The organism is Bacillus sp. UNC41MFS5 (assembly GCF_000686805.1).
This window is the reverse complement of sequence record NZ_JMLP01000005.1, coordinates 270,387-292,328: the sequence shown is the minus strand read 5'-3', so window position 1 is coordinate 292,328 and position 21,942 is coordinate 270,387. Positions and strand designations below refer to the sequence as shown.

Sequence of the window (21,942 nt, the reverse complement as noted above, 5' to 3'; positions counted from 1 at the left end):
TCCTACTCCAGAATTGCTACTTTTAATACTTCTTCAGTTGTCGTTAACCCTTGTTTTATTTTTAATAATCCATCATCTAATAAAAAGATGGTCTTATTTTTATTAGCCAATTCCTTCATTTTTTGAAAAGATTCCCCGTTCATCATTGCCCGGCTCATTTCGTCATTTATAACCAGCACTTCATGAAGAGCTAACCTGCCTTTATAGCCAGTCATGCTGCAAGAGGAACATCCTTTTCCTCGTGTAATTTTGTCAATCTTCATTCCGCGCTTGGCAAAAATCTCGAACTCACGCTTTGATGGCTCTTGAATTTCTGCACAATCCCGACACACCTTTCGGACAAGCCGCTGGGCAACGATGCCGCTTAAAGAAGATGCCAATAGAAATGGTTCTACTCCCATGTCAATTAGCCGAGTAACTGTTCCAATAGAATCATTTGTATGGAGGGTACTTAATACTAAGTGGCCCGTTAACGAAGCACGGATAGCAACTTCGGCCGTTTCTTTATCACGAATCTCCCCAACCATGATAATATTCGGGTCTTGACGAAGAATCGATCGAAGTCCTGCCGCAAAGGTCATCCCGACATTCGGGTTGACCTGAATTTGATTAATCCCTTCCAATTGGTATTCAACTGGGTCCTCGACAGTAATAATGTTAACAGCTTCACTGTTAAGCTTATTAAGTGCAGCATAAAGGGTTGAGGACTTTCCTGATCCTGTTGGCCCTGTTATAAGTACAATTCCAGTTGGCCTTTCAATCATCTCATTAAATCTCTTCAAATTTAAGGAATTGAAACCAAGCTTGTTTAAATCATTTAAAGTGGACCCCATGTCTAGTAAACGCATTACTATCTTCTCACCATACACCGTTGGCAGCGTTGAGACACGAAGGTCGACAGGATGAAAGTCGAGATTTAACTTAATTCGACCATCCTGTGGCACCCTATGTTCAGTTATATCAAGATTAGACATGATTTTTATTCTTGCTGTTAATACACTTTGCATATTTCGCGGGAGAATTCTCTCATTCCGTAGAACTCCATCAATTCGGTAACGGACAACTACCTTTGTCTCTTGTGGATCGATATGAATATCGCTCGCTCTATGAATCACTGCATTCGTCAAAATCTGATTGACTAAACGAACAATTGGAGAATTTTGATCGGTTACATCTTCATTTCTGTCACGATCATTTAGTGGAAGTGCGTCTAGTAATTCATCGAGCCCATCATCCACATCATAATATTTATTTATGGTCCGGAGAATATCGTCCTTCGTAGCAATGGCTGGTTCAATATGAAAACCTGTAGACAATCGTAAATCATCAATCACAATAAAATCCATTGGATTCGCCATTGCGACGAAAAGCTTATTCCCATCCCGTTTAAGTGGGATAATTAAATTTCTTTTTGCTGTTTCTTTTGTGATTAGTGAAAAGAGATTTGTATCAAATGGATATTGAAACAGACTCACATGTGGAATTCCTAATTGATATTGAAGCACCTCAACTAATTGTTGTTCTGTTAAGTAGCCTCTTTGTAAAAGGGCATCTCCAAGTTTTTGAGAAGCATCTTTTCCATCTAATGTAGCTTGAAGTTGCTCAAGCGTAATTAAACCTTCTTCAATTAACAAATCTCCTAGTCGTTTTCGTGATTGCTTCATTTTGCATCCCTGCTTTTATTTTGGTTGTTCATTTGGCTTTCCCCATAGGTCATTATCGTTAGAATCTTGTTGGGTATTATCTGTTGTAGTTGTCGTTTGAGTACCATCAGGATTGGAGGAATCTGTAATCTGGTTACTGCTGCTATCTGTATTACCAGTTGTACCAGTCGTTTGGGTACCTGCTTGTACACTGCCAGCAAGTCCATGAACTTCAATCTGGTAGGAAGGAGGATAATAATCCTCTGAAATCAGTTCACTTTTAAGAATTTCGTCACCTTGATAAACTTCCCGATAAACTTTAATAATTTGCCCCTTCTTACCCTTCGTTTGAATCTTTGATTTTCCTGGGAGAAGTAGCGGACTATATTGAATGATTGTCTTGAATGCTAAATCTTGTTTTTCTTTGGTTTTAATTTCATATTTATTCACTAACTCTTCACCCGTCAAAGAAACCTTCAATTCTTTATTTTCTAAGAGGAGTTTTAGTTTATACTTTGATTTATTAGGATTTTCTATTATCAAGTCGGTCTTTTTAGTTAGATTGACCATAGCTTCATATCCTAACTTCGAATATGCAGGTAAAGTGCTGCCAATGTTTCTTTCTAGAATCTTGAAGTTTGAAGGTAAGATTGCTTGATAAATACCTGTGGCAATTACGTTTAAAGAGTCTAGATCATCAATTTTTTGCTTTTTTGCAAAATCTAACAGCGAAAAAGTCGCACTTTCTGAAATTTCTATTTCAGGGTTTTTATCAATGATAGTTCCCAAAGCAAACGGCACATCTGTCATTGAGATCACGGCGGAATTTATGACAGCATTCTTTTTAATTTTTCCTGCAAGTAAGAAGTCATTAGGAAGGTCCAAAGTCTGTGAACCTGATTCGAATAAGGAAGCTGTCGTATTTAAGCTCGATGTGAGCTTAATGATATCAAAATCACTTGTTTTTATTTGAGAAAATAATAGTTCTAATTGCTCTTTAACCTTTAATTTATCTACCGTAATATAGGCAGGATTTTTCTGCCCATCCTTAATTGAATTGATCGTCTGCCCGGTATCTAGGTGAAATTGGTTTAAATCAAATGAAGCTGTTTTTTCTCCATATTGAAGTTGGATCTTTGTTTGTTTAACCCATTCAACGTATTTTTCCTCTAACAGACTTTTTGCTTCCTCTTCTGTCTTTCCTGAAACATCTAAAGCACCGATTGTGGTACCATCGGAGAATTTTCTATCTGCATTTGTCATTTTTTCAAATGCTTTTGCCCCAAAATGGGAGAAACTAAAAATAAATGCTGTACTAAATAGTAAAACAACAAACAATTTGATCATTTGCTGATTTTTGTCCAAAAGTTCTGTCTCCCTTCAAACACTCACAATATACTTCATCTATTAATCTAAGATAGATAACAATTATTGTTAGTTACTTTTGTAGAACTACCTTTTCTTTCGATTCAATTACATCTAAGGTTTCTTCACGATCTGCAGCTGCCTCTTTTTTAGCAAGAAGAAAATCGAAAAGTGAGTCATCAGAAAGCTCCTGTTCCTCCTCTTCGAGTTCTGCAGCTAATTTTGTTTCTCCTCGAATCGGGGAAAGATCCAGTGTATCTTCATGTGAATCCACTTGCTCCGTTCTTGATTCAAGCTCTAGTAAACTTTCAATATCAGATAAATAGTCATTTTCAATGTCTTGATCTTTAATTTGCGTTTCTACACCTACTACTTCATTATCCCTTTCTAGTAAAAAGGATATATCCATATCAATTGACTCCTGCTCATGATTAGGATCATCTACAATTTCCGACAAGTCTTGAGAAGAAATTACCTCAGTTACTGTATCTTTTTCTAATTTAAGATGGGACGAATCAGTTAATGGTAATTCATCGTCAATTTCCACCAAATTAATATCTTTTAAATTTTCAATTTCGTAATCAGAATTGTGGCATTCAAATTCAACATCCATTGGTTCTTCTAATACAGGATTTTTTTGCAATAGTACTGTTCCCAACCGGTTATTCATAAAATAAGCTGCAAAAAAACTGAGCGCCAAAAGCATTAATGCAGTCTCCCACAACGGAATGATTGAAACGGCTGCAAGTCCTCCAAGAGATAAAATAAAACTAATTAATACTAAAAGGAGTTTCCCTTTTAAGGTGTAACCTAATGGCAGCAAGGATATTATTAACGTGAGTATAACCACCGAACTAAAGGCCCATATAATTGATTGCATTCTTTCACTCTCCTTTTAATTAGTCATTTTATACTATTAAACTACATTTTCCTTCAAAGGATTTAATTTTTTTGTAGATTTCTTCAAATATTAGACAAAATTCGCCTAGTAAATATTGTATAATACTTTTAAGTTGTTTAAAAGAAGATGGAAAATATTTTATGGGTAGAAAATCCTAAATATTTTTCAATCTATTTGTACTAATTTTGCTATCATTAAGGAATGATTAGAATGAAATTAATTCGCAATGAAAGAGGAGTCACTTTAATCGAGGTTCTTGTATCCATTGTGCTTCTTTCAATTATCTTTTTATCTGTTATGAGATTTTTCCCACAAATGGGACTTATGAATAATCAAAATCAAGAAAAAGCTAAAGCTATAAACCTTGCTAAAGAAGTTCTTATTAATTGGCAAGAATCAAGTGATGTGAAATGGTTTTTAGTTAAGACTGACCAAGCTACTGGCTTTGCACCAACTGATTCAAAAGTAACATATAATAGGTTCTACTCTGATCCAACCTATTATTATTTCGAAACGACTAAAGATCAATATGACGTGAATATTAAAATTAAGAGATTTCCCGAAACAAGTTCAAGATTATCAAGTATCAATTCGATTGTTGTTCAATTGATAGATAAAAAGAATAGACATGTCATTACTGAAACATTCGGATATGTTAAAAGATAGGAAATGAGATAAATGAAGAGAACTGAAAATGGTTTCACGCTAATTGAAGTACTTGTTACTCTATCCATTCTTTCCTTTGTAGGGATTATTGCCTGGAGTGTTTTTTTTCAAGGCTATAATTTTTCACAAAAGGCAATTTCTAAAAACGCGATGATACAAGAAACCAATCTATTAATTACAAGTTTAAAAAAAGTACATCAAACACTGATCGAATACGAAATTAAAAGTGAAAACTGTGAAATTAAAGTTACGAACCTAAAAACTAATCCCAAGCAAACGCAAATATTTAATCACCCTACGATTTGTTTTAAAATTCTTGAAATAAATGCTGTGCCAGGCTCTGGGCCAAAAGCAGTAAAACCCAATAATAAATTAAATGATGGTTCTTTAAATGACGTTTCTTTAAAAATTAATGCAAGTGATAAGAATAATCCACAAAACAGTATAACTCAAGATACATTTCTTTATCGAATGAAGGGTGCGGATTATCAATGAAGAATTTAATGAAGAATGAACAAGGATATGCCCTTGTAACCTTATTATTGATCATTACAGTTTTTATGGTTGTATTCCTCTCCTTCATGGGGCAGGCATTTAGCAGTGTGAAACAAAATCAGGTGGTTGAGAAAAAATCTCGTTCGGTTGCAGCAGCTGAAGCGGGGATTTCGAATTACCAGGTGGAAATTCAAAAAACATTTGAATCTCAACAACAAACTGTAAGTGATTATATAAGGGATAGACCTTTGCTTCAGGATGAATCTAAATTTAAAAAGGAAGCTGCTAAAAAAATGGCAGAAGTGCTTCAAGGTAAAATCATTACAACTCCTGCTAATGCTCCATATCGTATGAGTAATTATATTGTTACTACAGACCCTGACCCGAGCTCGAGTAAGGTAATTATTAGTTTTAATGTTATCGGAAATGATAACAGCAAAGAAACCACTCTTTTTACAAAAATGACAATAGACTTTGCTTCAATCATTGATCAAAGAACAATTGATACCAGTAACACATACGCACTGCCAAAATTTGATACGGTTAAACCAACATCAACATCAGAATGTACAACTTTAGTTTGTGACAATGTTTATATAAACGGGAATGGTAATTTTACTGGTAATAATAACATTAGAGATAACCAAACAATTTTCACTACAGGTGCACTAACTTTTGATGGAAATGGCAACGAAAATAATATAACAAATGTAAAAATCCACTCTGATGGTGCATTTACAAATAACAAAAACATGAATAGCGCTTCAAATGTAATTATAGAAACAAAAGACGGCGCTAAATTCATGCAGAATGTAAAGATAAGTGGAACATCGAAAATTCTAGTGAATAAAACATTGTATGTTAATCAACATTTAGAACTTGCGGATCATTCTTTTGTTTATGTTGGAGGTGCAGATGCTCCACCAACTGATGTTAACTATAAGAGCGCAACTATTGATAATAATTTAAACATTTTGTCTTCCTCAAAGATGTGTGTAAATGGAAATTTAGCAGCTAAAAAGGTTGATGTCGACTCAACTAGTAAATTATATGTGTTAGGTAAAGTGTGGGAAAATGGTTCAATAAAAACTGAATATACCGTTGATCTTGATACTTTTACTAGGGAATGTGGAAGTCTTATACCGCCTGAATTTAATATTAAATGGGGAGACAATGTAAATACCATCATTAATAGCGTTGATTATAATTAACACTATAAAAAGGTGTGACCGTAGTTGTAAAGACAACTACGGTCGCACCTTTTTTAACATGAAGAATACTCCGCCACCCGATTCCGCCCAGCCCTCTTCGCGCCAACATAAAGTGCCCGATCCGCATGCCGTATCAAAGCCAACGCATCTTCCGCATTCTCAGGTGCTGTCGCTACCCCAATTGATGCGGTAATCATGACTTTTTGCTGTGTTTTTTCAAAATCAAAAGATTGTTTGATGGTAAATGGCCAATTGGAAATCATTTGCCTAATTTGTTCAGCCATTTCGTATGCCTCTTCTTTGGGTGTATCAGGCAGAAGTACAACGAATTCTTCTCCGCCATATCGAGCAACGATTCCTCGCGAGTTCTCTGTGAGCTTTGTTAGTCGGCTGGCAAGCTCAAACAGAATTTCATTGCCGCTTTGGTGACCATACGTATCATTGACTTGTTTAAAATGATCGATATCAAGAATAATTAATGATAGTGTTCGACGTTCAAATCTTGTTATTTTTTCAAATTCTTCAGTTAATAGATTTTCAAAATAACGATAATTATATAGTTTGGTTAATGAGCAGCGTTCACTTTGCATTTTTGTCATTTCATAATGCTTGGCATTTTCAATGGCAACAGCAAAGTGGGAGCAGAGAATATCGATAATCATCAATTGGAATTTTTCAAACGCACGCTTTCGCTTTGAAGCAAGTACTAAAACCCCAAGAACTTTTTTGCTTCGAACGATTGGTACACCTAGAATACTTTCGGCATCATCGGGTAGATGACCGTTCGAATAGTTCCGCCATTCTTTCCTTGCTGTGAATAAAAATGCTTTTCGCTCAGCCCACACCAACCCGCTAATTCCTTCGTTTTTCTTTACAGGAGGAAAATGATTAGACATGCCCTCTTCGATCCCGCGAACGACTTGAAGCTCATCATTCTTGGTAACTTCAAAGATATAGGCATAATCAACGGGCAGCATTTCACTAACCTTTTGAATCAACAAATCTACCACATCATCGACCTTTAAACGCTCGGCCAACTGATGGCCAATCTCTGCTGTCTTTTGTAAATATTCATTGATTTTTTCACTAGAATAATAGAGTTTAAAAATCATAGACAAGCTGACAAATGGAATCCCAACAAATAGTAAAGCTAAACTGCCGACCTGATTATAAAGGATATAGAGCACAAACCCAATAGGGAAGGTGATGAAAGTAGTAATCGTTTCAACAATAAAATCTTTTCCAAAATAAGATTCTTTGCTTTTATAAATAAAATAGAGATTGAACGAGACAATGATTTGATTCATGGCATAACTTACCACGGCATATAAGACCGCCAAGTATAAGTAATTAGTATTTTCAGTAAAATTGGGGCGTGTCTCTCCACCAAGCCAGTGGTAAACCAATCCGCTCATCAAGGAAACAAGAAAAAACATAATCAAATTAAGCGGTAGTCGGAATAACTCACCTTTGCGGAATATCCGTAACTTTAGGAGTAACACAAGGACGGCTATTTGGGCAAAGATGATTTCAACAAATAAACCAAATCTTAAAAAGGTAGCAAGCGCCACCCATTGAATTAAGAAGATAAACATATTATTTATGACAATGGGCATGGTTGCTACCACACAGGTTAACAGCAAAAAGGCAAAGATATCCAGCCAATTCCCGGAAATATGTGGAGGATAAGTCTTATAGGTCAACCATGTTCCGGCGGGTACGACTAAAAACCAGATAAGAAAAATGGGCGGCTTAATGGACGGTTTTACTTCCATGCTTATCCTCCTCTCTTCATTTTATTTAGATAAAATTATTTTACCATCGAAAAAATAAGTTGTCATAAAGAAATTTTCTTATTTTTCAAAAACTGGGATAAAAATGGTTTTACCTCTGAAATAAAATAAAGTGATCCTGTTATGACTAATATGTTATCGCTATCCAGTGTTTTTATTTCCTCTGAAAGATACGATTTCCAGTCATCAACCGCAAGTTTGTTGGCTGACTGGCTGATTTTCAGTAATTCCTCTGCTTTGGCAGCACGTGGAAAATCGAAGCTCACAAAAGTAATTTGTGAAGCAATTTTATCTAGTTTCCCAATCATCTCGTCCAGCTTTTTATCCGTTAACGCAGCAAAGACAATCTGGATATTGCGATTTGGATATCGAGTGGATAGTTCGTGTGTGAGAGCCGTAATCCCTTCCTCATTATGTGCTCCGTCAATGATGACCAATGGACTTTCCGACAGCATTTCAAATCTACCTGGCCAATATGCCTTCTTTAATCCTTCTCTAATCGCTTGTTCGGTTAAGATAAACTCGCCCTTTTGATGTAAAAATTGGGCGGCTATCACAGCAAGGGCGGCATTTTCCGTTTGATGCTGGCCCATCATACTAATTTCCAGCTGGTCGAAGGCTTGAAACTGTGTAACAACGTTAAAAACTTCTCCCTTAACTAAGGATTTATGGCCGGTAATCGAAAATTCCTGATCTAAGCGATAAACTGATGCCTCTTTCTTTTGAGCTTGCTCCTCGATTACCTTGAGCGCGCCAGGGTGTTTAACAGCTGTAAAAAGGGCTGTATTCTTTTTAATGATACCCGCTTTTTCAAAGGCAATTTCCTCGTATGTAGACCCAAGGATATTAGTATGATCTAAACCGATATTTGTAATGATGGAAGCTAGCGGTTGAATGATGTTGGTTGAATCAAAGCGACCGCCTAACCCTACTTCAAAAATAACAATGTCAACCTTGTTCAGGCTTGCAAAATAATGAAACGCCATGGCGGTAATCACTTCAAACTCTGTGGGTCCGCCTAAATCTGTCTCTTCTAATTCGTCTGCCAACGGGCGGATGATATTTGTTAGCTGAAGTAGTTCCTCATCCGAAATTGCTTTGCCATTGACACTAATTCGTTCGTTAAACTGCTCGATATAGGGCGAGGTAAATGTTCCGACCGTATACCCTCCTGCTTCAAGAATTGAACGAAGATAAGTAACTGTAGACCCTTTACCATTGGTACCGCCAATATGAACGGTCTTCATTTTTGTTTCCGGATGGCCGAGTCTTTCCATCATCCATTCCATCCGCTTTAAACCTGGCTTAATCCCTAGTCTTAACCGGGCATGGATCCATTCTAGGGCTTCTTTATATGTAGTAAACATCCGTAACACCCCATCTTCTTTACTTGTAATTTTAAAAGTCACTTTTAAAGAGAGATAATTTGATTCGCTGATAAAAGTGGTATTTCCGCTGATAAAATCAAATTTACGCTGATATACTAGTTACTTTCGCTGATATACGGCCGAAAACCGCTGATAAATTGTAAATTGTAGCAATATGGCAACGCTCAAACATGATTTTGTTTGTTTTTTTAACTCTTAGTAAAAAGGCGAGACGAATTCTCATAGAATTCGCCTCCCCTAACTAATTATTACCCTCTTAATTCTTTAATTCGAGCTTCTACAATCGCTCTCTTCTCACGATAATCACTTTCTTTTGCCCGCTCTTCAGCGACAACACTTTCAGGGGCTTTTTTCATGAAGCCTTCATTACCTAATTTCTTCTGAACTCGTTCCACTTCTTTATTTAAGCGGTCGAATTCTTTTTCTAGACGAGCAATTTCCTCGTCAATGTTAATCAAGCCTGCAAGTGGCAGGATGATTTCAACGCCAGTAATAACGGCTGTCATCGCTTTTTCAGGCGTTTCAAGCTCTACACCCATTTGCAATTCTTCTGGATTACAGAAACGTTCAATATAGCTGCGGTTATTCTCAAGTGATTTAAGAACTGTTTCATCCTTCGCTTTGACTAGCATTTTGATTTTCTTACTCATTGGCGTGTTTACTTCTGCACGAATATTTCGTACGGAACGAATCATTTCCACGAGCAATTTCATTTCTTGAGCTGCTTGGTCATCAGAAAGAGCTGGATTTACTTCAGGCCACTTCGCCGTTGTAATGGACTCTCCTTGGTGTGGAAGGTTCTGCCAAATTTCCTCGGTGATAAATGGCATGAATGGATGTAACAATCGCATCGTTTGATCCAATACATGAGCTAGAATCGAACGAGTGGTTTTCTTAGCTGTTTCATCTTCGCCATATAATGGCAATTTCGCCATTTCAATATACCAATCACAGAAATCATCCCAAATGAAGTTGTATAATGCACGGCCCACTTCCCCAAATTCATAGCGGTCAGAAAGTCGTGTCACATGTTCAATCGTTTCATTTAAGCGTGTTAAAATCCATTTGTCGGCAACTGATTTTTCGCCGCTGAAATCAATTTCATCATAGGTCATACCGTCCATGTTCATTAACGCAAAACGGGAAGCATTCCAAATTTTATTGGCAAAGTTCCAAGTGGACTCTACTTTTTCAAAACTAAAGCGTAAATCCTGACCTGGAGAGCTTCCTGTTGAAAGGAAATATCTTAGAGCATCAGCACCGTATTTTTCAATAACATCCATTGGGTCTACGCCGTTTCCGAGTGATTTACTCATTTTACGACCTTGCTCATCACGAACGAGACCATGGATGAGTACATCTTTAAATGGACGCTCGCCGGTAAACTCGATGCTTTGGAAAATCATTCGAGATACCCAGAAGAAGATAATATCATAGCCAGTCACTAACACATCGGTTGGGAAGTAACGCTTGAAATCGGCTGCTTCTTTATCAGGCCATCCCATCGTTGAGAACGGCCATAATGCCGAACTGAACCAAGTATCTAGAACGTCTTTATCCTGTTCCCAGTTCTCCGCATCTGCAGGTGCTTCTGTTCCTACATATACCTCACCTGTTTGCTTGTGGTACCAAGCCGGGATTCGGTGACCCCACCAAAGCTGTCTTGAAATACACCAGTCGCGGATATTTTCCATCCAGCGCAGATAGGTCTTTTCAAATCGGTCTGGAACAAAGTTTACTTTCGCTTCTTTATCTTGCAAGGCAATCGCTTCATCTGCGAGCGGCTGCATTTTAACAAACCATTGAGTGGAAAGATATGGTTCAACCACAGCACCGCTTCGTTCGGAGTGGCCTACGGAATGTGGATGCTCTTCAATTTTGAAAAGAACACCTTGTTCCTGCAAGTCTTTCACGATTTGCTTGCGGCATTCGAAACGGTCTAAACCTTTATATTTGCCGGCTTTATCGTTCATCGATCCATCTTCGTTCATAACAAGAATACGTTCTAAGTTATGACGATTACCAAGTTCAAAGTCGTTCGGATCATGGGCAGGTGTAATTTTAACCGCACCAGATCCAAATTCCATATCTACATAATCATCAGCAACAATTGGAATTTCGCGGCCAACGATTGGCAGGATGACGGTTTTGCCAATAAGGTGCTTATAACGGTCATCTTCAGGATGAACGGCAACTGCAGTATCACCTAGCATTGTTTCGGGACGGGTTGTCGCTACCTCGATATGTCCAGAACCATCAGCAAGTGGATAGCTCATATGATAAAACGCACCTTGAACATCTTTATAAATAACTTCGATATCTGATAATGCTGTTTTGGTGGACGGATCCCAGTTAATAATATATTCGCCGCGGTAAATGAGGCCTTTTTTATAAAGGGTAACAAACACCTCTTTAACAGCATCAGATAAGCCTTCATCTAGGGTGAAACGCTCACGGCTGTAATCTAAGCCTAAGCCTAGTTTTGACCACTGCTGACGGATATGAGAAGCATACTCTTCCTTCCACTTCCAAGTTTCCTCGACGAATTTTTCTCTGCCTAAATCGTAGCGGCTTTTGCCTTCACTGCGAAGTTTTTCTTCTACCTTCGCTTGGGTAGCAATCCCAGCATGGTCCATTCCTGGCAGCCAAAGAACGTCATACCCCTGCATCCGCTTCATCCGGGTCACGATGTCTTGAAGAGTCGTATCCCAAGCATGGCCTAAATGAAGTTTCCCGGTTACGTTTGGCGGCGGGATTACAACTGTATAAGGCTCCTTGCTCTCATCATCTTTTGCTTCAAAAAACTTACCCTTTAACCACCATTCATAACGACCTTTTTCAATCGTTTGTGGATCGTATTTTGTAGGCATTGTTAGTTCCTTTGTTTCCATTTTTGTTCCTCCTTTGATTCCTTTTCAACATAAAAAACTCCAATCGTCATAAAAGGACGAATGGAGTTTGCTTCGCGGTACCACCTTTTTTCCAATCAAAAAAACTGATTGGCACTTATGTAGATAACGGATTTAGTCCGTCTTCAACTAATAGGATTCTAACAATCCGTTCGCAGAAGAAGCTCGTGGGCGACCTTCCGACCGTCTGCTTAGGAAATCTTCCAGCTCATGATTTCCCTCTCTATAAAGCAGGTTTACATCGTACTCTTCCCTGTCGTTGCTTATTAATTAAATTATATTGTTATACTACCGAAAAAAAGGGTTTGACGTCAATAATGATAACCACTTTTTTTATTTTTTATACTATATGCTTCATTTTTGGAGAATTCTCCGCACTTGTGGAATATACATAAAGAAAATAAAAAAGGGGGGTTTTTGGTGAAGAGAAATTTTAATAAATTTAAATACCAACCCTGGTTTCGGACTTGTCGGAGGGTTGCAGCGCAATTAATTATTCCCTTTGTGGCTTTCCAATTCATTCGAACACTGATTATTCCTACATTCTTTGATATCGTGTTATTAACCTTATTTGTCGCTATTGCTGTGTCGATCTATTTTGAAATCTTTTAAGGAGCCCTTGTAGCACGTTTACTGCTGCTGGGCTCCTTCTTTTGCTGCTGCTTGCGCATCAATCTCGGTCATTCTCATGACAACATACTCGGAGTTTTTCAAATGCCAGTAGCGGTGCTGCAGCTGGCGTACATATTTTAATTCATTTTTGGGACCCTTCTTCCGATAGTAGCTTTCTGCCACTTGAATGATCGGAATCGGGAGCGCCAAATAGCTGTAGAATAATAATTTTTCGTCGGCTCTAAACGGAAAGTATTTAAAGTAATGATAGACCCAATCGATGGCTGTATCGCTTCGCTTTGGATTCGTATTTAAGGCTCTTGATAAATATGGCAGGAGATCATGGATTGGTGAGCCATAGCGAGCATTCTCAAAGTTTATAAAATAACCATACCCTTTATCATCATATAAAAAATGCTCGGGAGACAATTTTCCGTGCGTAATCACCATTCGTGCCTTTTCATTGTCTTTCGTTTTTTCATACCAATCTTCAAATTTGGTTTTCGAGAATTTTAGCGCTTGGCTGATTTCATTGTAATAGAGGCAATATAACAATTCGAACGGTGACATGTAGGTCTTTTTTTCACACTCGTCGATGAAGCCATCGAGGAATTCCTGATGTTTTTCATGCTGTTGAAGAGTCTTTTCATAGTGCTCGGTTCTTTCTTCTTTATCCATGGTAATTTCCTTGGCGGATAGAGTATGAAGTCGAGCTAGTTCACGAAAGAGCTGTTGATTGCTGTGCTCACGGTCTTCCTTTTGTTCATTTGACATCCATGGCATTAAGTAATAGAGGTTATTTTCATGTAAAATTGCATACCTGCCGTCCATGGTAGGATAAATCGGAACGATGCGGTTAAATCCTTTTTGGTAGAGAAGATGGACATGGCGAATGAAATCTGTCCCGGTCGTTGGGTCAATTTTTTTTAATGCAAAGGTTCCTTTATTGGAATAAACCTTAAGGACGCTGCCAAAATCCTCTACAAACTGAGGTTCAACCAGATAATGTTTTAAGATTGGTGCAAGTGTGGCTAGATGATTGGAGTTATTCATGAGAACTCAACTCTCTTTCCATAGGAAAAGCGGAATCGCCGCTTGGTGGACGATAGTACAATCATGAAAAGAAGGTGAGCAGGTCAAAAGAACCCGCTCATCTCTTTTAGTTATTTTTTTGCAAAGCTGCTAGGAATATATAATACTTGACCCTCGTATACATCTTGATTGATTTCAAGATTGTTAACGCGAAGGAGGTTTTGTACTGATACATCATATCGATCTGCTACGCTGCTGACGGTATCTCCCTTTTGGACGATGCAAATCTTAACTCTTGCTTGCTCCGCATCTTCATCCTTCCGAGCAAAGAACTCGGTTAACGTCATACTTTTCTTTTTGGCTGCTTTTTTCTTTTTGATATTCTTTGGTGGTTCTTCCTCTGGAGCGGAAGAGCTCTCTACCTGACTTACTTCCTCTTCAACCTGAGCTGTTGGGTGTGGCTCTGCTTCCAAACTGCCTCCCTGCTCTTGCACTGGCTGGGTGGCCTCACTTCTTGCTTCCTGGAAATACCAAGCTGGCTGGCTCTCTTCACTTTTTACCTCTTCTATATCCCAGGATGAATGGTACCCTTCATTTCTTACTTCTTGTAAATCTACTGCAGGCGGGTCTTCTTGATTTCTAGCCTCTTGTAACTCCCATGATGGTTGGTTCTCTTCATTTCTTGCTTCCGCCAACTCCCATGTAGGTTCGTTTTCCTCTTCTTCAAATTCTTCCTGCGGCTGGTAATTGAAGGTCGGAAATTTAGGTAAAACGTCTACACTCTCTTCTTCATCTTGCTGTTTTCTAGCCTCTGCTTCAAACAAGAAGTTATCTTGGTAGCTGCTCTGAACTGTTTCCAATTCAACTTCTACTTCTTCCACATCTTCATATTCAGGTTCAGCACGATGGACAACCTCAATTTCAGTGGCCTCTTCCTGCGGTTGTTGTTGTTGTTCGGTCGCATATAAGCCGCTAATCGTTAGTTCTGCTGCCAGCTTCAGGCAGCTGCGTTCAGGAATCGAATAGTCAAACGATTCAACGAGAACATCAATATCGTAAATACTCTGAATCCGATTATTTGGGATGGTGATATCGACAGGGAATCGGTGGCAAAATTCACAGGTTCCTTCCTCGCGGTTATCGACCCTTTCCACAAACTTTTGTGATGTTACACCTTCTTCTTCGTTTTCACTGTTAGTTTCGTAACTTTTATATTCGCCTGTGAGTTCGAGCGAACCTCTTATGGTTACGTACTGGTCGTTTTCCTGAATGGTAATGTCCGGGTCTAAAGAGATGGAAATAAGCTCTTCGACTTCCTGTCCTTTTCTAAACCACAAGGACTCCTCCAAGGAAAAGCGTAGGCACGATTGGTTCTCTTGGGACAAAGCGACTCCTCCTTTCGTTTCCTTCACGCAAAATCACTATGTCACTTACACTCTATGACCTAAGGGCTTTTTTTATGATAAAAAAACATACAAAAACACCCACCAATAAAGGTGGGTGCCGAAAACAATGTTATTTAAGCTTAGAAAATGCAATTTCCGCTGCACGGATGGTCTTTTCGATATCCTCATCGGAGTGCTCTGTTGATAAGAACAAGCCTTCAAATTGTGATGGAGGTAAGAAAATCCCTTGAAGTGCCATTTCACGATAATAGGCGGCGAAGAATTCTAAATTGGATGATTTCGCCACATCATAATTAATGACAGCTTCATTCGTAAAGAAGAAACCGATCATTGAACCTGCACGGTTAAATGTGATGGGAACATCATATTTTTCAGCAGCTGCCTTGAAGCCTTTTTCCAGTAGATCACCCTTACGGATAAATTCCGCATAATGCTCAGGAGTTAATTGGCTTAATGTTTCATAACCAGCTGTCATCGCAAGTGGGTTACCAGAAAGAGTACCCGCTTGATAGATTGGACCGCTTGGGGCAATCTGCTTCATGATTTCTGCTTTACCGCCGTACGCTCCAACCGGTAGTCCGCCGCCGATTACTTTACCAAGACAAGTGATATCAGGAGTGATATTGAAATAACCCTGAGCACAGTTATAACCTACACGGAAGCCTGTCATCACTTCATCAAAAATAAGCAATGCGCCGTTCGCTGACGTAATCTCACGGAGACCTTCTAAGAATCCAGGAAGCGGTGGAACCAGCCCCATGTTCCCAGCAACAGGCTCAACAATGATACAGGCAATATCATCACCGTATTGTTCAAACGCATATCTTACGCCCTCAAGGTCATTGTAAGCGACTGTGATGGTATTTGAGGCTACCCCTTCAGGTACACCCGGGCTGTCAGGTAAGCCTAGTGTAGCCACCCCAGAACCAGCCTTAATCAACAGGGAATCCCCGTGACCGTGGTAACAGCCTTCAAATTTCAAAATCTTATTACGGCCTGTATATCCTCTAGCTAAGCGAAGCGCACTCATTGTCGCTTCTGTTCCTGATGAAACCATCCGAATGACTTCGATGGATGGGACACGTTCAATCACAAGATTAGCTAGTTTGTTTTCCATTAATGTCGGTGCACCGAAACTTGTTCCAAGTTCAGCAACCTTTTTCAAACCTTCTACTACACGGTCATTCGTATGACCAAGGATGAGCGGTCCCCATGAAAGTACGTAGTCAATATATTCATTGCCATCAATATCATAAATTTTTGACCCCTTGCCTCGTTCCATAAAAATCGGGTCCATATTTACTGATTTAAACGCACGTACCGGACTATTTACTCCGCCAGGCATAATAGCTTGGGCTTCTTTAAATGCTTCTATCGACTTTGTATACGAACGCATGCCGTTCCCTCTTTTCAAATTATTGGTCTTCTCGTAACCAGCGAACCGCATCTTTTGCAGCATACGTGATGATTAGGTCTGCACCCGCGCGTTTCATACCCATTAACATTTCAAGCACGGTGTTTTTTTCATCAATCCAGCCGTTTTGTGCTGCTGCTTTAACCATGGCATATTCACCGCTTACATTATAAATAACAATCGGTAAATTAAAGGTATTTTTCATATCACGAACGATGTCAAGGTATGGCATACCTGGTTTCACGATAAGGAAGTCTGCCCCTTCAGCGACATCAGATTCTGCTTCTCTAAATGCCTCCATCCGGTTAGCAGGATCCATTTGATAGGTCTTACGATCACCAAATTGCGGTGCACCCTCTGCCGCTTCACGGAAAGGACCGTAGAACGCTGATGCATATTTCACGGCATATGACATAATCGGAATCTCCGTAAAGCCCGCTTCATCCAATCCCGCACGAATAGCGGCGACAAAACCATCCATCATGTTGGATGGAGCAATAATGTCTGCCCCTGCTTCTGCCTGAGCTATAGCCGTTTTTACAAGCAATTCAAGTGATTGATCGTTAAGAATCTTCTCCCCTTCAACCACTCCACAATGCCCGTGGCTTGTATATTCGCAAAGACATGTATCAGCTACGACAATAATTTCAGGGAATTTTTCTTTGATAAAGCGAGTGGCTACCTGCACGATTCCATGGTCGTGATAGGCTTGCTCTCCGCACGCGTCTTTCGTTTTTGGAATGCCGAATAGTAAAACCGACTTAATTCCGTGTGCGACGATATCTTCCATTTCTGCTTCTAGATGGTCCATCGATACTTGGTAAACACCCGGCATGGATGAAACTTCATTGCGGATATTTTCGCCTTCATAAATAAAAAGTGGATAAATGAAGTCCTCTGCTTTCAGATGATTTTCACGAACAAGTGAACGCATGCTTGCACTTGAGCGTAAGCGGCGATGACGTTTAAATTGAAGTTCCATTTATTATTCCTCCGTCTCTAAATAAGCAATCATGCTATTAATCATTTCTTTTACGGTATACTCTTTTGGTGACGCATGGACCGTTAATCCATAGTCATGTAATTTTTTCTCGGTAACTGGACCAATACAGCCAATAAGGCAGTTTCCTAGTTGCTTATCCAATCCGCACTCTTTAACGACAGTCATCAGATGGTCGACCGTTGAAGGGCTTGTAAAGGTAAGGATATCGAGTTTGTGATCCGCTAGCATCTGAGCCAGCTTATCGCGACTTTCATCGGGCAGGTATGTCTCGTAAATGACAACCTCATCCACCTGTGCACCCCGTTCTGTTAAGGACCTGGCGATATACTCCCGTGCAAGATTTCCTTTCGGAAGCAGCACCCGTGCATCCCTATCCAATAATGGGTTAAATTCTTCCACAAACGTTTCTGCCACATAGGCGGACGGAACAAACTCAGGTGAGAATCCCATTGCCTCCAAAACCTCTGCTGTCTTTTTTCCAATCACAGCGATTCTCGGAAACGATCGACCCGCCTCTTTGTTTTGAAAAAAAGAAAAGAAGGTTTCAACTGTGACATTGCTAGTAAAAATAATCCAGTCATATGTATCGAGTGCCATCAAAGCATCGTGAAGACGTTGATTTTTTTCAATCGGACGAAAGGCAATAAGAGGGATTTCGATTGGAATCCCTCCGTACCTTTCAACAAGCTGTGAAAAGGATTTTGCTTGATTTTCTCCTCTTGGAACAAGAACAGTCTTATCAAGCAAAGGTAACGTTTGGGTCATTGACCTTCGAGCTCCCGTTTTACCTTCTCAATCAGGTCTTTACCACCCTTTTGAATTAAAAGGTCAGCTGCCTGAACACCAAGCTCTTCTGGGTTATGTCCTCTCACTTCTTCTTTAATGATTTCATGTCCTTCTGGTGAAGCTACTAACACATTTAGGACGATTTCATCATTGTCCGCAACATAGGCGAAGCCGGCAATTGGTACCTGACACCCACCCTCCATTTTTTGAAGGAAGGCACGCTCGGCACGAACGGCTCTTTCTGTTTTCTTACAAGTGAATTTTTCAAAAAGTTCTAGAAGTTCTTTATCGTCTTCACGGCATTCAATCGATAATGCGCCTTGACCCACAGCTGGAATACAAAGGTCAGCATCCAAAAATTCAGTAACTACGTCTGAAGTCCAGCCAAGGCGTGAAAGGCCTGCAGCTGCTAGAATAATCGCATCGTATTCTTCCGTTTCTAATTTTGCTAATCTTGTATCTACGTTACCACGGATCCATTTAATCTCTAAATCAGGACGCGCCACTAATAACTGAGCACTGCGGCGCAGGCTGCTTGTCCCGATAATCGCACCGGGTTTTAAATCTTTTAACTTTACATGTCCTCTGGAGATGAGCGCATCACGGTGATCCTCACGGAATGGTATACAGCCAATTGTCAGACCTTCTGGTAAAACAGCTGGCATGTCTTTCATACTATGAACGGCCATATCAATCTCTTTATCAAGCATAGCCTGCTCGATTTCTTTTACAAATAATCCTTTACCGCCAACTTTTGATAGGGTAACGTTAAGAATTTGATCCCCTTTTGTGACGATTTCTTTCACTTCAAATTCGAAACGAGAGTCCAACTTTTTCAACTGGTCCATCACCCAATTTGTTTGTGTTAAAGCCAGTTTGCTTCGTCTAGAACCTACAATGATTTTTCTCATGAATGTGCCTCCTGAGGTGGTTATGCACTACGCATACCATAAATGAAAAGATGATAATCGACCAAATAAGAAAAAGTTAATTAAGACAATTAAAAATGCCGCTGTATTCCAAATGGCTAATTTCCGGCCAGATAGATTTTTCATAATATGCAAATATAAAAGGATACTATAGGCTATTAATAACAGAAATGATCCAACGATTTTCATATCGTACCAAGGCATCCCCGGAACCTTAAGAAAGGCCCACTGCAGTCCTAAAATCAAACTCAGCAGCAGCATTGGCACACCGATCACTGCCAATATGTAGGATGATTTTTCGAGTTTATCTAAGTCAGCAATCCGTATGAGCCTAGTGCCCCATTTTTTCCTTTTTAATAAATCATATTGAAGCAAATATAAGGATGAAAAAACAAAGGATAGGGAAAATGCACCATATGAAAGAATAGCCATCGTAATATGAATCAACAGTAGTTCAGAAACCAGCTGCTTCGCCATGATATGCGAACTATATTGCACCGGGGCAAATGTATGAATGGCCATTACCGTAAAGCCAAGGATATTCGTGAAAAAAACGATAAAATCAACGCGTAATAAATGATTGATTACAATGGATAATGTCACTAAAATCCAAGCATAAAAATAGAGTCCCTCAAAAATCGTTAGTACCGGGAATCTGCCTGTTTTATACATATAGATTCCGAGAAAGACGGTTTGCAAAATCCATACAAACGCAAGTAACCAGAAAGCAATACGGTTTGCCTTCCGGTTATGGTGTAGAAAATCGAAAAAATATAACAACACACTAAAGGCGTAGAGAACAACGGTTAATTCGTGAAGCCTTGTCATAAAGACATTAAACATAGAATGTACCCCTTATGACTGAAAGGAAGCCCGCGGTGTTGTAACCGGTATTTGATTGGTTTCGGCTGCTTTCGAATGTTGTTCTTGGACAAGCTCTTCAATATTAAAAATTTTCATGAATAATTCCATTGCCTGATTTGCGTCAGGTCGCGCAGCCAATTCTTTTGCTTGTAAGATAGGATCCTTTAAGAGCTGGTTGATGATACTTTTTGTATGCTTATTTAAAACTTTTAAGTCACGTTCTGATAAATTTGGCAATTTCCTTTCCAAACTTACCATCGTCTCCGATTGAATCACATGGGCTTTTTCTCTTAGTGCTGAGATGACTGGCACCACTCCAAGTGTTCCAAGCCATTGCTTGAAATCCACGATTTCTTTTTCAATCATGAGCATGATTCTTTCTGCTGCTTTCTTGCGCTCTTGCAAGTTGGCCTCAACAATTCCTTCTAAATCGTCGATATCGTATAAAAAGACATTTTCAAGTTCACCAATTCTTGGATCTAAGTCGCGTGGTACAGCAATGTCCACCATAAATAACGGCTTCCCTTTGCGTTTTTTCTCAACGCCGACCATCATTTCTTTTGAAATAACAAAGTCCTTCGCACCAGTCGAACTGATTAGGATATCAGCTTCCACCATTGCTTTCTCTAATTCAGCCAATGTTCTCGCTTTACCGCTGAATCGATTCGCTAAATCAATCGCCTTTTCATAGGTTCGGTTAATTACCGTAACTTTTTTCACGCCATTACCGTGAAGGTTTTGAGCAGCTAATTCTCCCATTTTTCCTGCTCCGAAAATTAACACATGTTTATTAGCAAGTGAACCAAAAATTTTCTTGGCTAATTCGACTGCTGCATAGCTGACAGAAACGGCATTGGCACCAATATCAGTTTCTGAATGAGCACGTTTGGCAAGGGTAATGGCTTGTTTAAACAAGTGGTTAAATACAGTACCAGTTGTTGCTTCTTGCTGCGCCAACATAAAACTCGTACGAACCTGTCCAAGGATTTGTGTTTCTCCTAAAACCATGGAATTAAGTCCGCAAGTCACGTTAAATAAATGATCAATCGCCCCATCATCTTCATACACAAATAAGAACGGAGAAAATTCTTTTTGTTCTATTCCGAACCATTCAGACAGAAATTCTTTAATATAATAGCGGCCTGTATGTAATTGATCTACCACCGCATAAATTTCCGTACGATTACATGTAGATAAGATGATATTTTCTAGGATGCTTTTTTTTGTGTTTAGCTTTTTTATGGCCTCCGCAAGGTCGGCTTCATTAAATGACAACCGCTCGCGAATTTCAACAGGGGCAGTTTTATAGTTTATACCGATCACTAATGTATGCATTTGTAAGGACACCCCCAATAGATATTACAACTTAGCTAGTATGATTATATCATGAGCAATTTCGACTTTTGCTCGTAAAATGTGAACAGAAAACGAAACTATATGGTAATATATTAAAGTAAAGTCGCTGATAACCAATCCACTTGGAACAGTTTAGCAGCCTTTCCTTTAGATTTTCTTAATCATGATA

At 39.2% G+C, this 21,942-nt stretch carries 19 protein-coding genes and 1 other annotated feature; of the genes, 4 read left to right on the top strand and 15 right to left on the bottom strand.

Going from position 1 to position 21,942, the window contains the following annotated elements; all coding sequences use genetic code 11:
• Nucleotides 1-2: 2 nt before the first annotated feature.
• The 3 genes from BR30_RS0101485 to BR30_RS0101475 form a co-directional block, all read right to left on the bottom strand.
• Nucleotides 3-1,664 carry a GspE/PulE family protein gene (locus tag BR30_RS0101485; protein ID WP_026563422.1) on the bottom strand — a complete coding sequence of 554 codons (1,662 nt, stop codon included), beginning with the start codon at nucleotides 1,662-1,664 and terminating at the stop codon, nucleotides 3-5.
• Nucleotides 1,665-1,679: 15 nt separating this feature from the next.
• Nucleotides 1,680-3,008: a G5 domain-containing protein gene (locus tag BR30_RS0101480; RefSeq protein WP_026563421.1), complete on the bottom strand. Its 1,329-nt coding sequence runs from the start codon at nucleotides 3,006-3,008 to the stop codon at nucleotides 1,680-1,682.
• 73 nt (nucleotides 3,009-3,081) lie between these two features.
• Entirely contained in the window at nucleotides 3,082-3,888 is an 807-nt protein-coding gene (locus BR30_RS0101475; RefSeq protein WP_026563420.1) for a hypothetical protein, read from the bottom strand.
• Nucleotides 3,889-4,119: 231 nt separating this feature from the next.
• On the opposite strand from BR30_RS0101475, the gene BR30_RS32515 reads away from it, so the two are divergent.
• The 3 genes from BR30_RS32515 to BR30_RS0101460 are packed head-to-tail and all read left to right on the top strand — an operon-like array spanning nucleotide 4,120 to nucleotide 6,281.
• Nucleotides 4,120-4,575 (top strand): type IV pilus modification PilV family protein, encoded by a 456-nt coding sequence (locus BR30_RS32515; RefSeq protein WP_035444934.1) that lies wholly within the window; start codon nucleotides 4,120-4,122, stop codon nucleotides 4,573-4,575.
• A 12-nt stretch (nucleotides 4,576-4,587) separates the two neighbouring features.
• On the top strand, nucleotides 4,588-5,070 hold the full coding sequence (locus BR30_RS0101465) for a PulJ/GspJ family protein (RefSeq protein ID WP_026563419.1): 483 nt from the start codon (nucleotides 4,588-4,590) through the stop codon (nucleotides 5,068-5,070).
• 8 nt (nucleotides 5,071-5,078) lie between these two features.
• On the top strand, nucleotides 5,079-6,281 hold the full coding sequence (locus BR30_RS0101460; protein ID WP_155928405.1) for a hypothetical protein: 1,203 nt from the start codon (nucleotides 5,079-5,081) through the stop codon (nucleotides 6,279-6,281).
• Between the two features lie 53 nt (nucleotides 6,282-6,334).
• Here BR30_RS0101460 and BR30_RS0101455 read toward each other — a convergent pair whose 3' ends face one another.
• The 4 genes from BR30_RS0101455 to BR30_RS0101440 form a co-directional block, all read right to left on the bottom strand.
• Nucleotides 6,335-8,056, bottom strand: coding sequence for a sensor domain-containing diguanylate cyclase (locus BR30_RS0101455; RefSeq protein ID WP_026563417.1), 1,722 nt, complete (start codon nucleotides 8,054-8,056; stop codon nucleotides 6,335-6,337).
• A gap of 62 nt (nucleotides 8,057-8,118) precedes the next feature.
• Complete coding sequence (locus tag BR30_RS0101450) at nucleotides 8,119-9,441, bottom strand: bifunctional folylpolyglutamate synthase/dihydrofolate synthase (RefSeq protein WP_026563416.1); 1,323 nt, start codon at nucleotides 9,439-9,441, stop codon at nucleotides 8,119-8,121.
• Nucleotides 9,442-9,544: 103 nt separating this feature from the next.
• Nucleotides 9,545-9,685 (bottom strand): hypothetical protein, encoded by a 141-nt coding sequence (locus tag BR30_RS36440; RefSeq protein WP_155928403.1) that lies wholly within the window; start codon nucleotides 9,683-9,685, stop codon nucleotides 9,545-9,547.
• Between the two features lie 25 nt (nucleotides 9,686-9,710).
• Nucleotides 9,711-12,353, bottom strand: coding sequence for a valine--tRNA ligase (locus tag BR30_RS0101440; protein WP_026563415.1), 2,643 nt, complete (start codon nucleotides 12,351-12,353; stop codon nucleotides 9,711-9,713).
• Between the two features lie 49 nt (nucleotides 12,354-12,402).
• Nucleotides 12,403-12,640: a binding site (T-box leader), on the bottom strand.
• A gap of 151 nt (nucleotides 12,641-12,791) precedes the next feature.
• Here BR30_RS0101440 and BR30_RS0101435 point away from each other — a divergent pair.
• Nucleotides 12,792-12,983: a hypothetical protein gene (locus BR30_RS0101435; RefSeq protein WP_026563414.1), complete on the top strand. Its 192-nt coding sequence runs from the start codon at nucleotides 12,792-12,794 to the stop codon at nucleotides 12,981-12,983.
• An 18-nt stretch (nucleotides 12,984-13,001) separates the two neighbouring features.
• On the opposite strand, the gene ysxE is transcribed toward BR30_RS0101435, so the two are convergent.
• The 8 genes from ysxE to hemA form a co-directional block, all read right to left on the bottom strand.
• On the bottom strand, nucleotides 13,002-14,036 hold the full coding sequence (ysxE, locus tag BR30_RS0101430; protein ID WP_026563413.1) for a spore coat protein YsxE: 1,035 nt from the start codon (nucleotides 14,034-14,036) through the stop codon (nucleotides 13,002-13,004).
• A 110-nt stretch (nucleotides 14,037-14,146) separates the two neighbouring features.
• Nucleotides 14,147-15,400: a stage VI sporulation protein D gene (gene spoVID, locus BR30_RS0101425; protein WP_026563412.1), complete on the bottom strand. Its 1,254-nt coding sequence runs from the start codon at nucleotides 15,398-15,400 to the stop codon at nucleotides 14,147-14,149.
• A gap of 130 nt (nucleotides 15,401-15,530) precedes the next feature.
• A complete protein-coding gene (gene hemL, locus BR30_RS0101420) occupies nucleotides 15,531-16,817 on the bottom strand; it encodes a glutamate-1-semialdehyde 2,1-aminomutase (RefSeq protein WP_026563411.1) in 1,287 nt (428 codons plus the stop codon).
• 19 nt (nucleotides 16,818-16,836) lie between these two features.
• A complete protein-coding gene (gene hemB / locus BR30_RS0101415) occupies nucleotides 16,837-17,817 on the bottom strand; it encodes a porphobilinogen synthase (protein ID WP_026563410.1) in 981 nt (326 codons plus the stop codon).
• A 3-nt stretch (nucleotides 17,818-17,820) separates the two neighbouring features.
• On the bottom strand, nucleotides 17,821-18,603 hold the full coding sequence (locus tag BR30_RS0101410; RefSeq protein ID WP_026563409.1) for a uroporphyrinogen-III synthase: 783 nt from the start codon (nucleotides 18,601-18,603) through the stop codon (nucleotides 17,821-17,823).
• On the bottom strand, nucleotides 18,600-19,535 hold the full coding sequence (gene hemC / locus BR30_RS0101405) for a hydroxymethylbilane synthase (RefSeq protein WP_026563408.1): 936 nt from the start codon (nucleotides 19,533-19,535) through the stop codon (nucleotides 18,600-18,602). Before hemC ends, BR30_RS0101410 begins: the two co-directional genes overlap by 4 nt.
• 27 nt (nucleotides 19,536-19,562) lie before the next feature.
• Nucleotides 19,563-20,396 carry a cytochrome C assembly family protein gene (locus BR30_RS0101400; RefSeq protein WP_026563407.1) on the bottom strand — a complete coding sequence of 278 codons (834 nt, stop codon included), beginning with the start codon at nucleotides 20,394-20,396 and terminating at the stop codon, nucleotides 19,563-19,565.
• 12 nt (nucleotides 20,397-20,408) lie between these two features.
• The gene (gene hemA, locus BR30_RS0101395) at nucleotides 20,409-21,752 is read right to left on the bottom strand and encodes a glutamyl-tRNA reductase (RefSeq protein ID WP_026563406.1); all 1,344 of its coding nucleotides are present in this window, start codon (nucleotides 21,750-21,752) and stop codon (nucleotides 20,409-20,411) included.
• Nucleotides 21,753-21,942: the final 190 nt, after the last annotated feature.

Coding starts and splice junctions, on each gene's coding strand:
- BR30_RS0101485 (WP_026563422.1), bottom strand. CDS start 1,664: ATGAAGCAATCACGAAAACGACTAGGAGATTTGTTAATTGAAGAAGGT.
- BR30_RS0101475 (WP_026563420.1), bottom strand. CDS start 3,888: ATGCAATCAATTATATGGGCCTTTAGTTCGGTGGTTATACTCACGTTA.
- BR30_RS32515 (WP_035444934.1), top strand. CDS start 4,120: ATGAAATTAATTCGCAATGAAAGAGGAGTCACTTTAATCGAGGTTCTT.
- BR30_RS0101465 (WP_026563419.1), top strand. CDS start 4,588: ATGAAGAGAACTGAAAATGGTTTCACGCTAATTGAAGTACTTGTTACT.
- BR30_RS0101460 (WP_155928405.1), top strand. CDS start 5,079: ATGAAGAATGAACAAGGATATGCCCTTGTAACCTTATTATTGATCATT.
- BR30_RS0101455 (WP_026563417.1), bottom strand. CDS start 8,056: ATGGAAGTAAAACCGTCCATTAAGCCGCCCATTTTTCTTATCTGGTTT.
- BR30_RS0101450 (WP_026563416.1), bottom strand. CDS start 9,441: ATGTTTACTACATATAAAGAAGCCCTAGAATGGATCCATGCCCGGTTA.
- BR30_RS36440 (WP_155928403.1), bottom strand. CDS start 9,685: ATGAGAATTCGTCTCGCCTTTTTACTAAGAGTTAAAAAAACAAACAAA.
- BR30_RS0101440 (WP_026563415.1), bottom strand. CDS start 12,353: ATGGAAACAAAGGAACTAACAATGCCTACAAAATACGATCCACAAACG.
- ysxE (WP_026563413.1), bottom strand. CDS start 14,036: ATGAATAACTCCAATCATCTAGCCACACTTGCACCAATCTTAAAACAT.
- hemL (WP_026563411.1), bottom strand. CDS start 16,817: ATGCGTTCGTATACAAAGTCGATAGAAGCATTTAAAGAAGCCCAAGCT.
- hemB (WP_026563410.1), bottom strand. CDS start 17,817: ATGGAACTTCAATTTAAACGTCATCGCCGCTTACGCTCAAGTGCAAGC.
- BR30_RS0101410 (WP_026563409.1), bottom strand. CDS start 18,603: ATGACCCAAACGTTACCTTTGCTTGATAAGACTGTTCTTGTTCCAAGA.
- hemC (WP_026563408.1), bottom strand. CDS start 19,535: ATGAGAAAAATCATTGTAGGTTCTAGACGAAGCAAACTGGCTTTAACA.
- BR30_RS0101400 (WP_026563407.1), bottom strand. CDS start 20,396: ATGTTTAATGTCTTTATGACAAGGCTTCACGAATTAACCGTTGTTCTC.
- hemA (WP_026563406.1), bottom strand. CDS start 21,752: ATGCATACATTAGTGATCGGTATAAACTATAAAACTGCCCCTGTTGAA.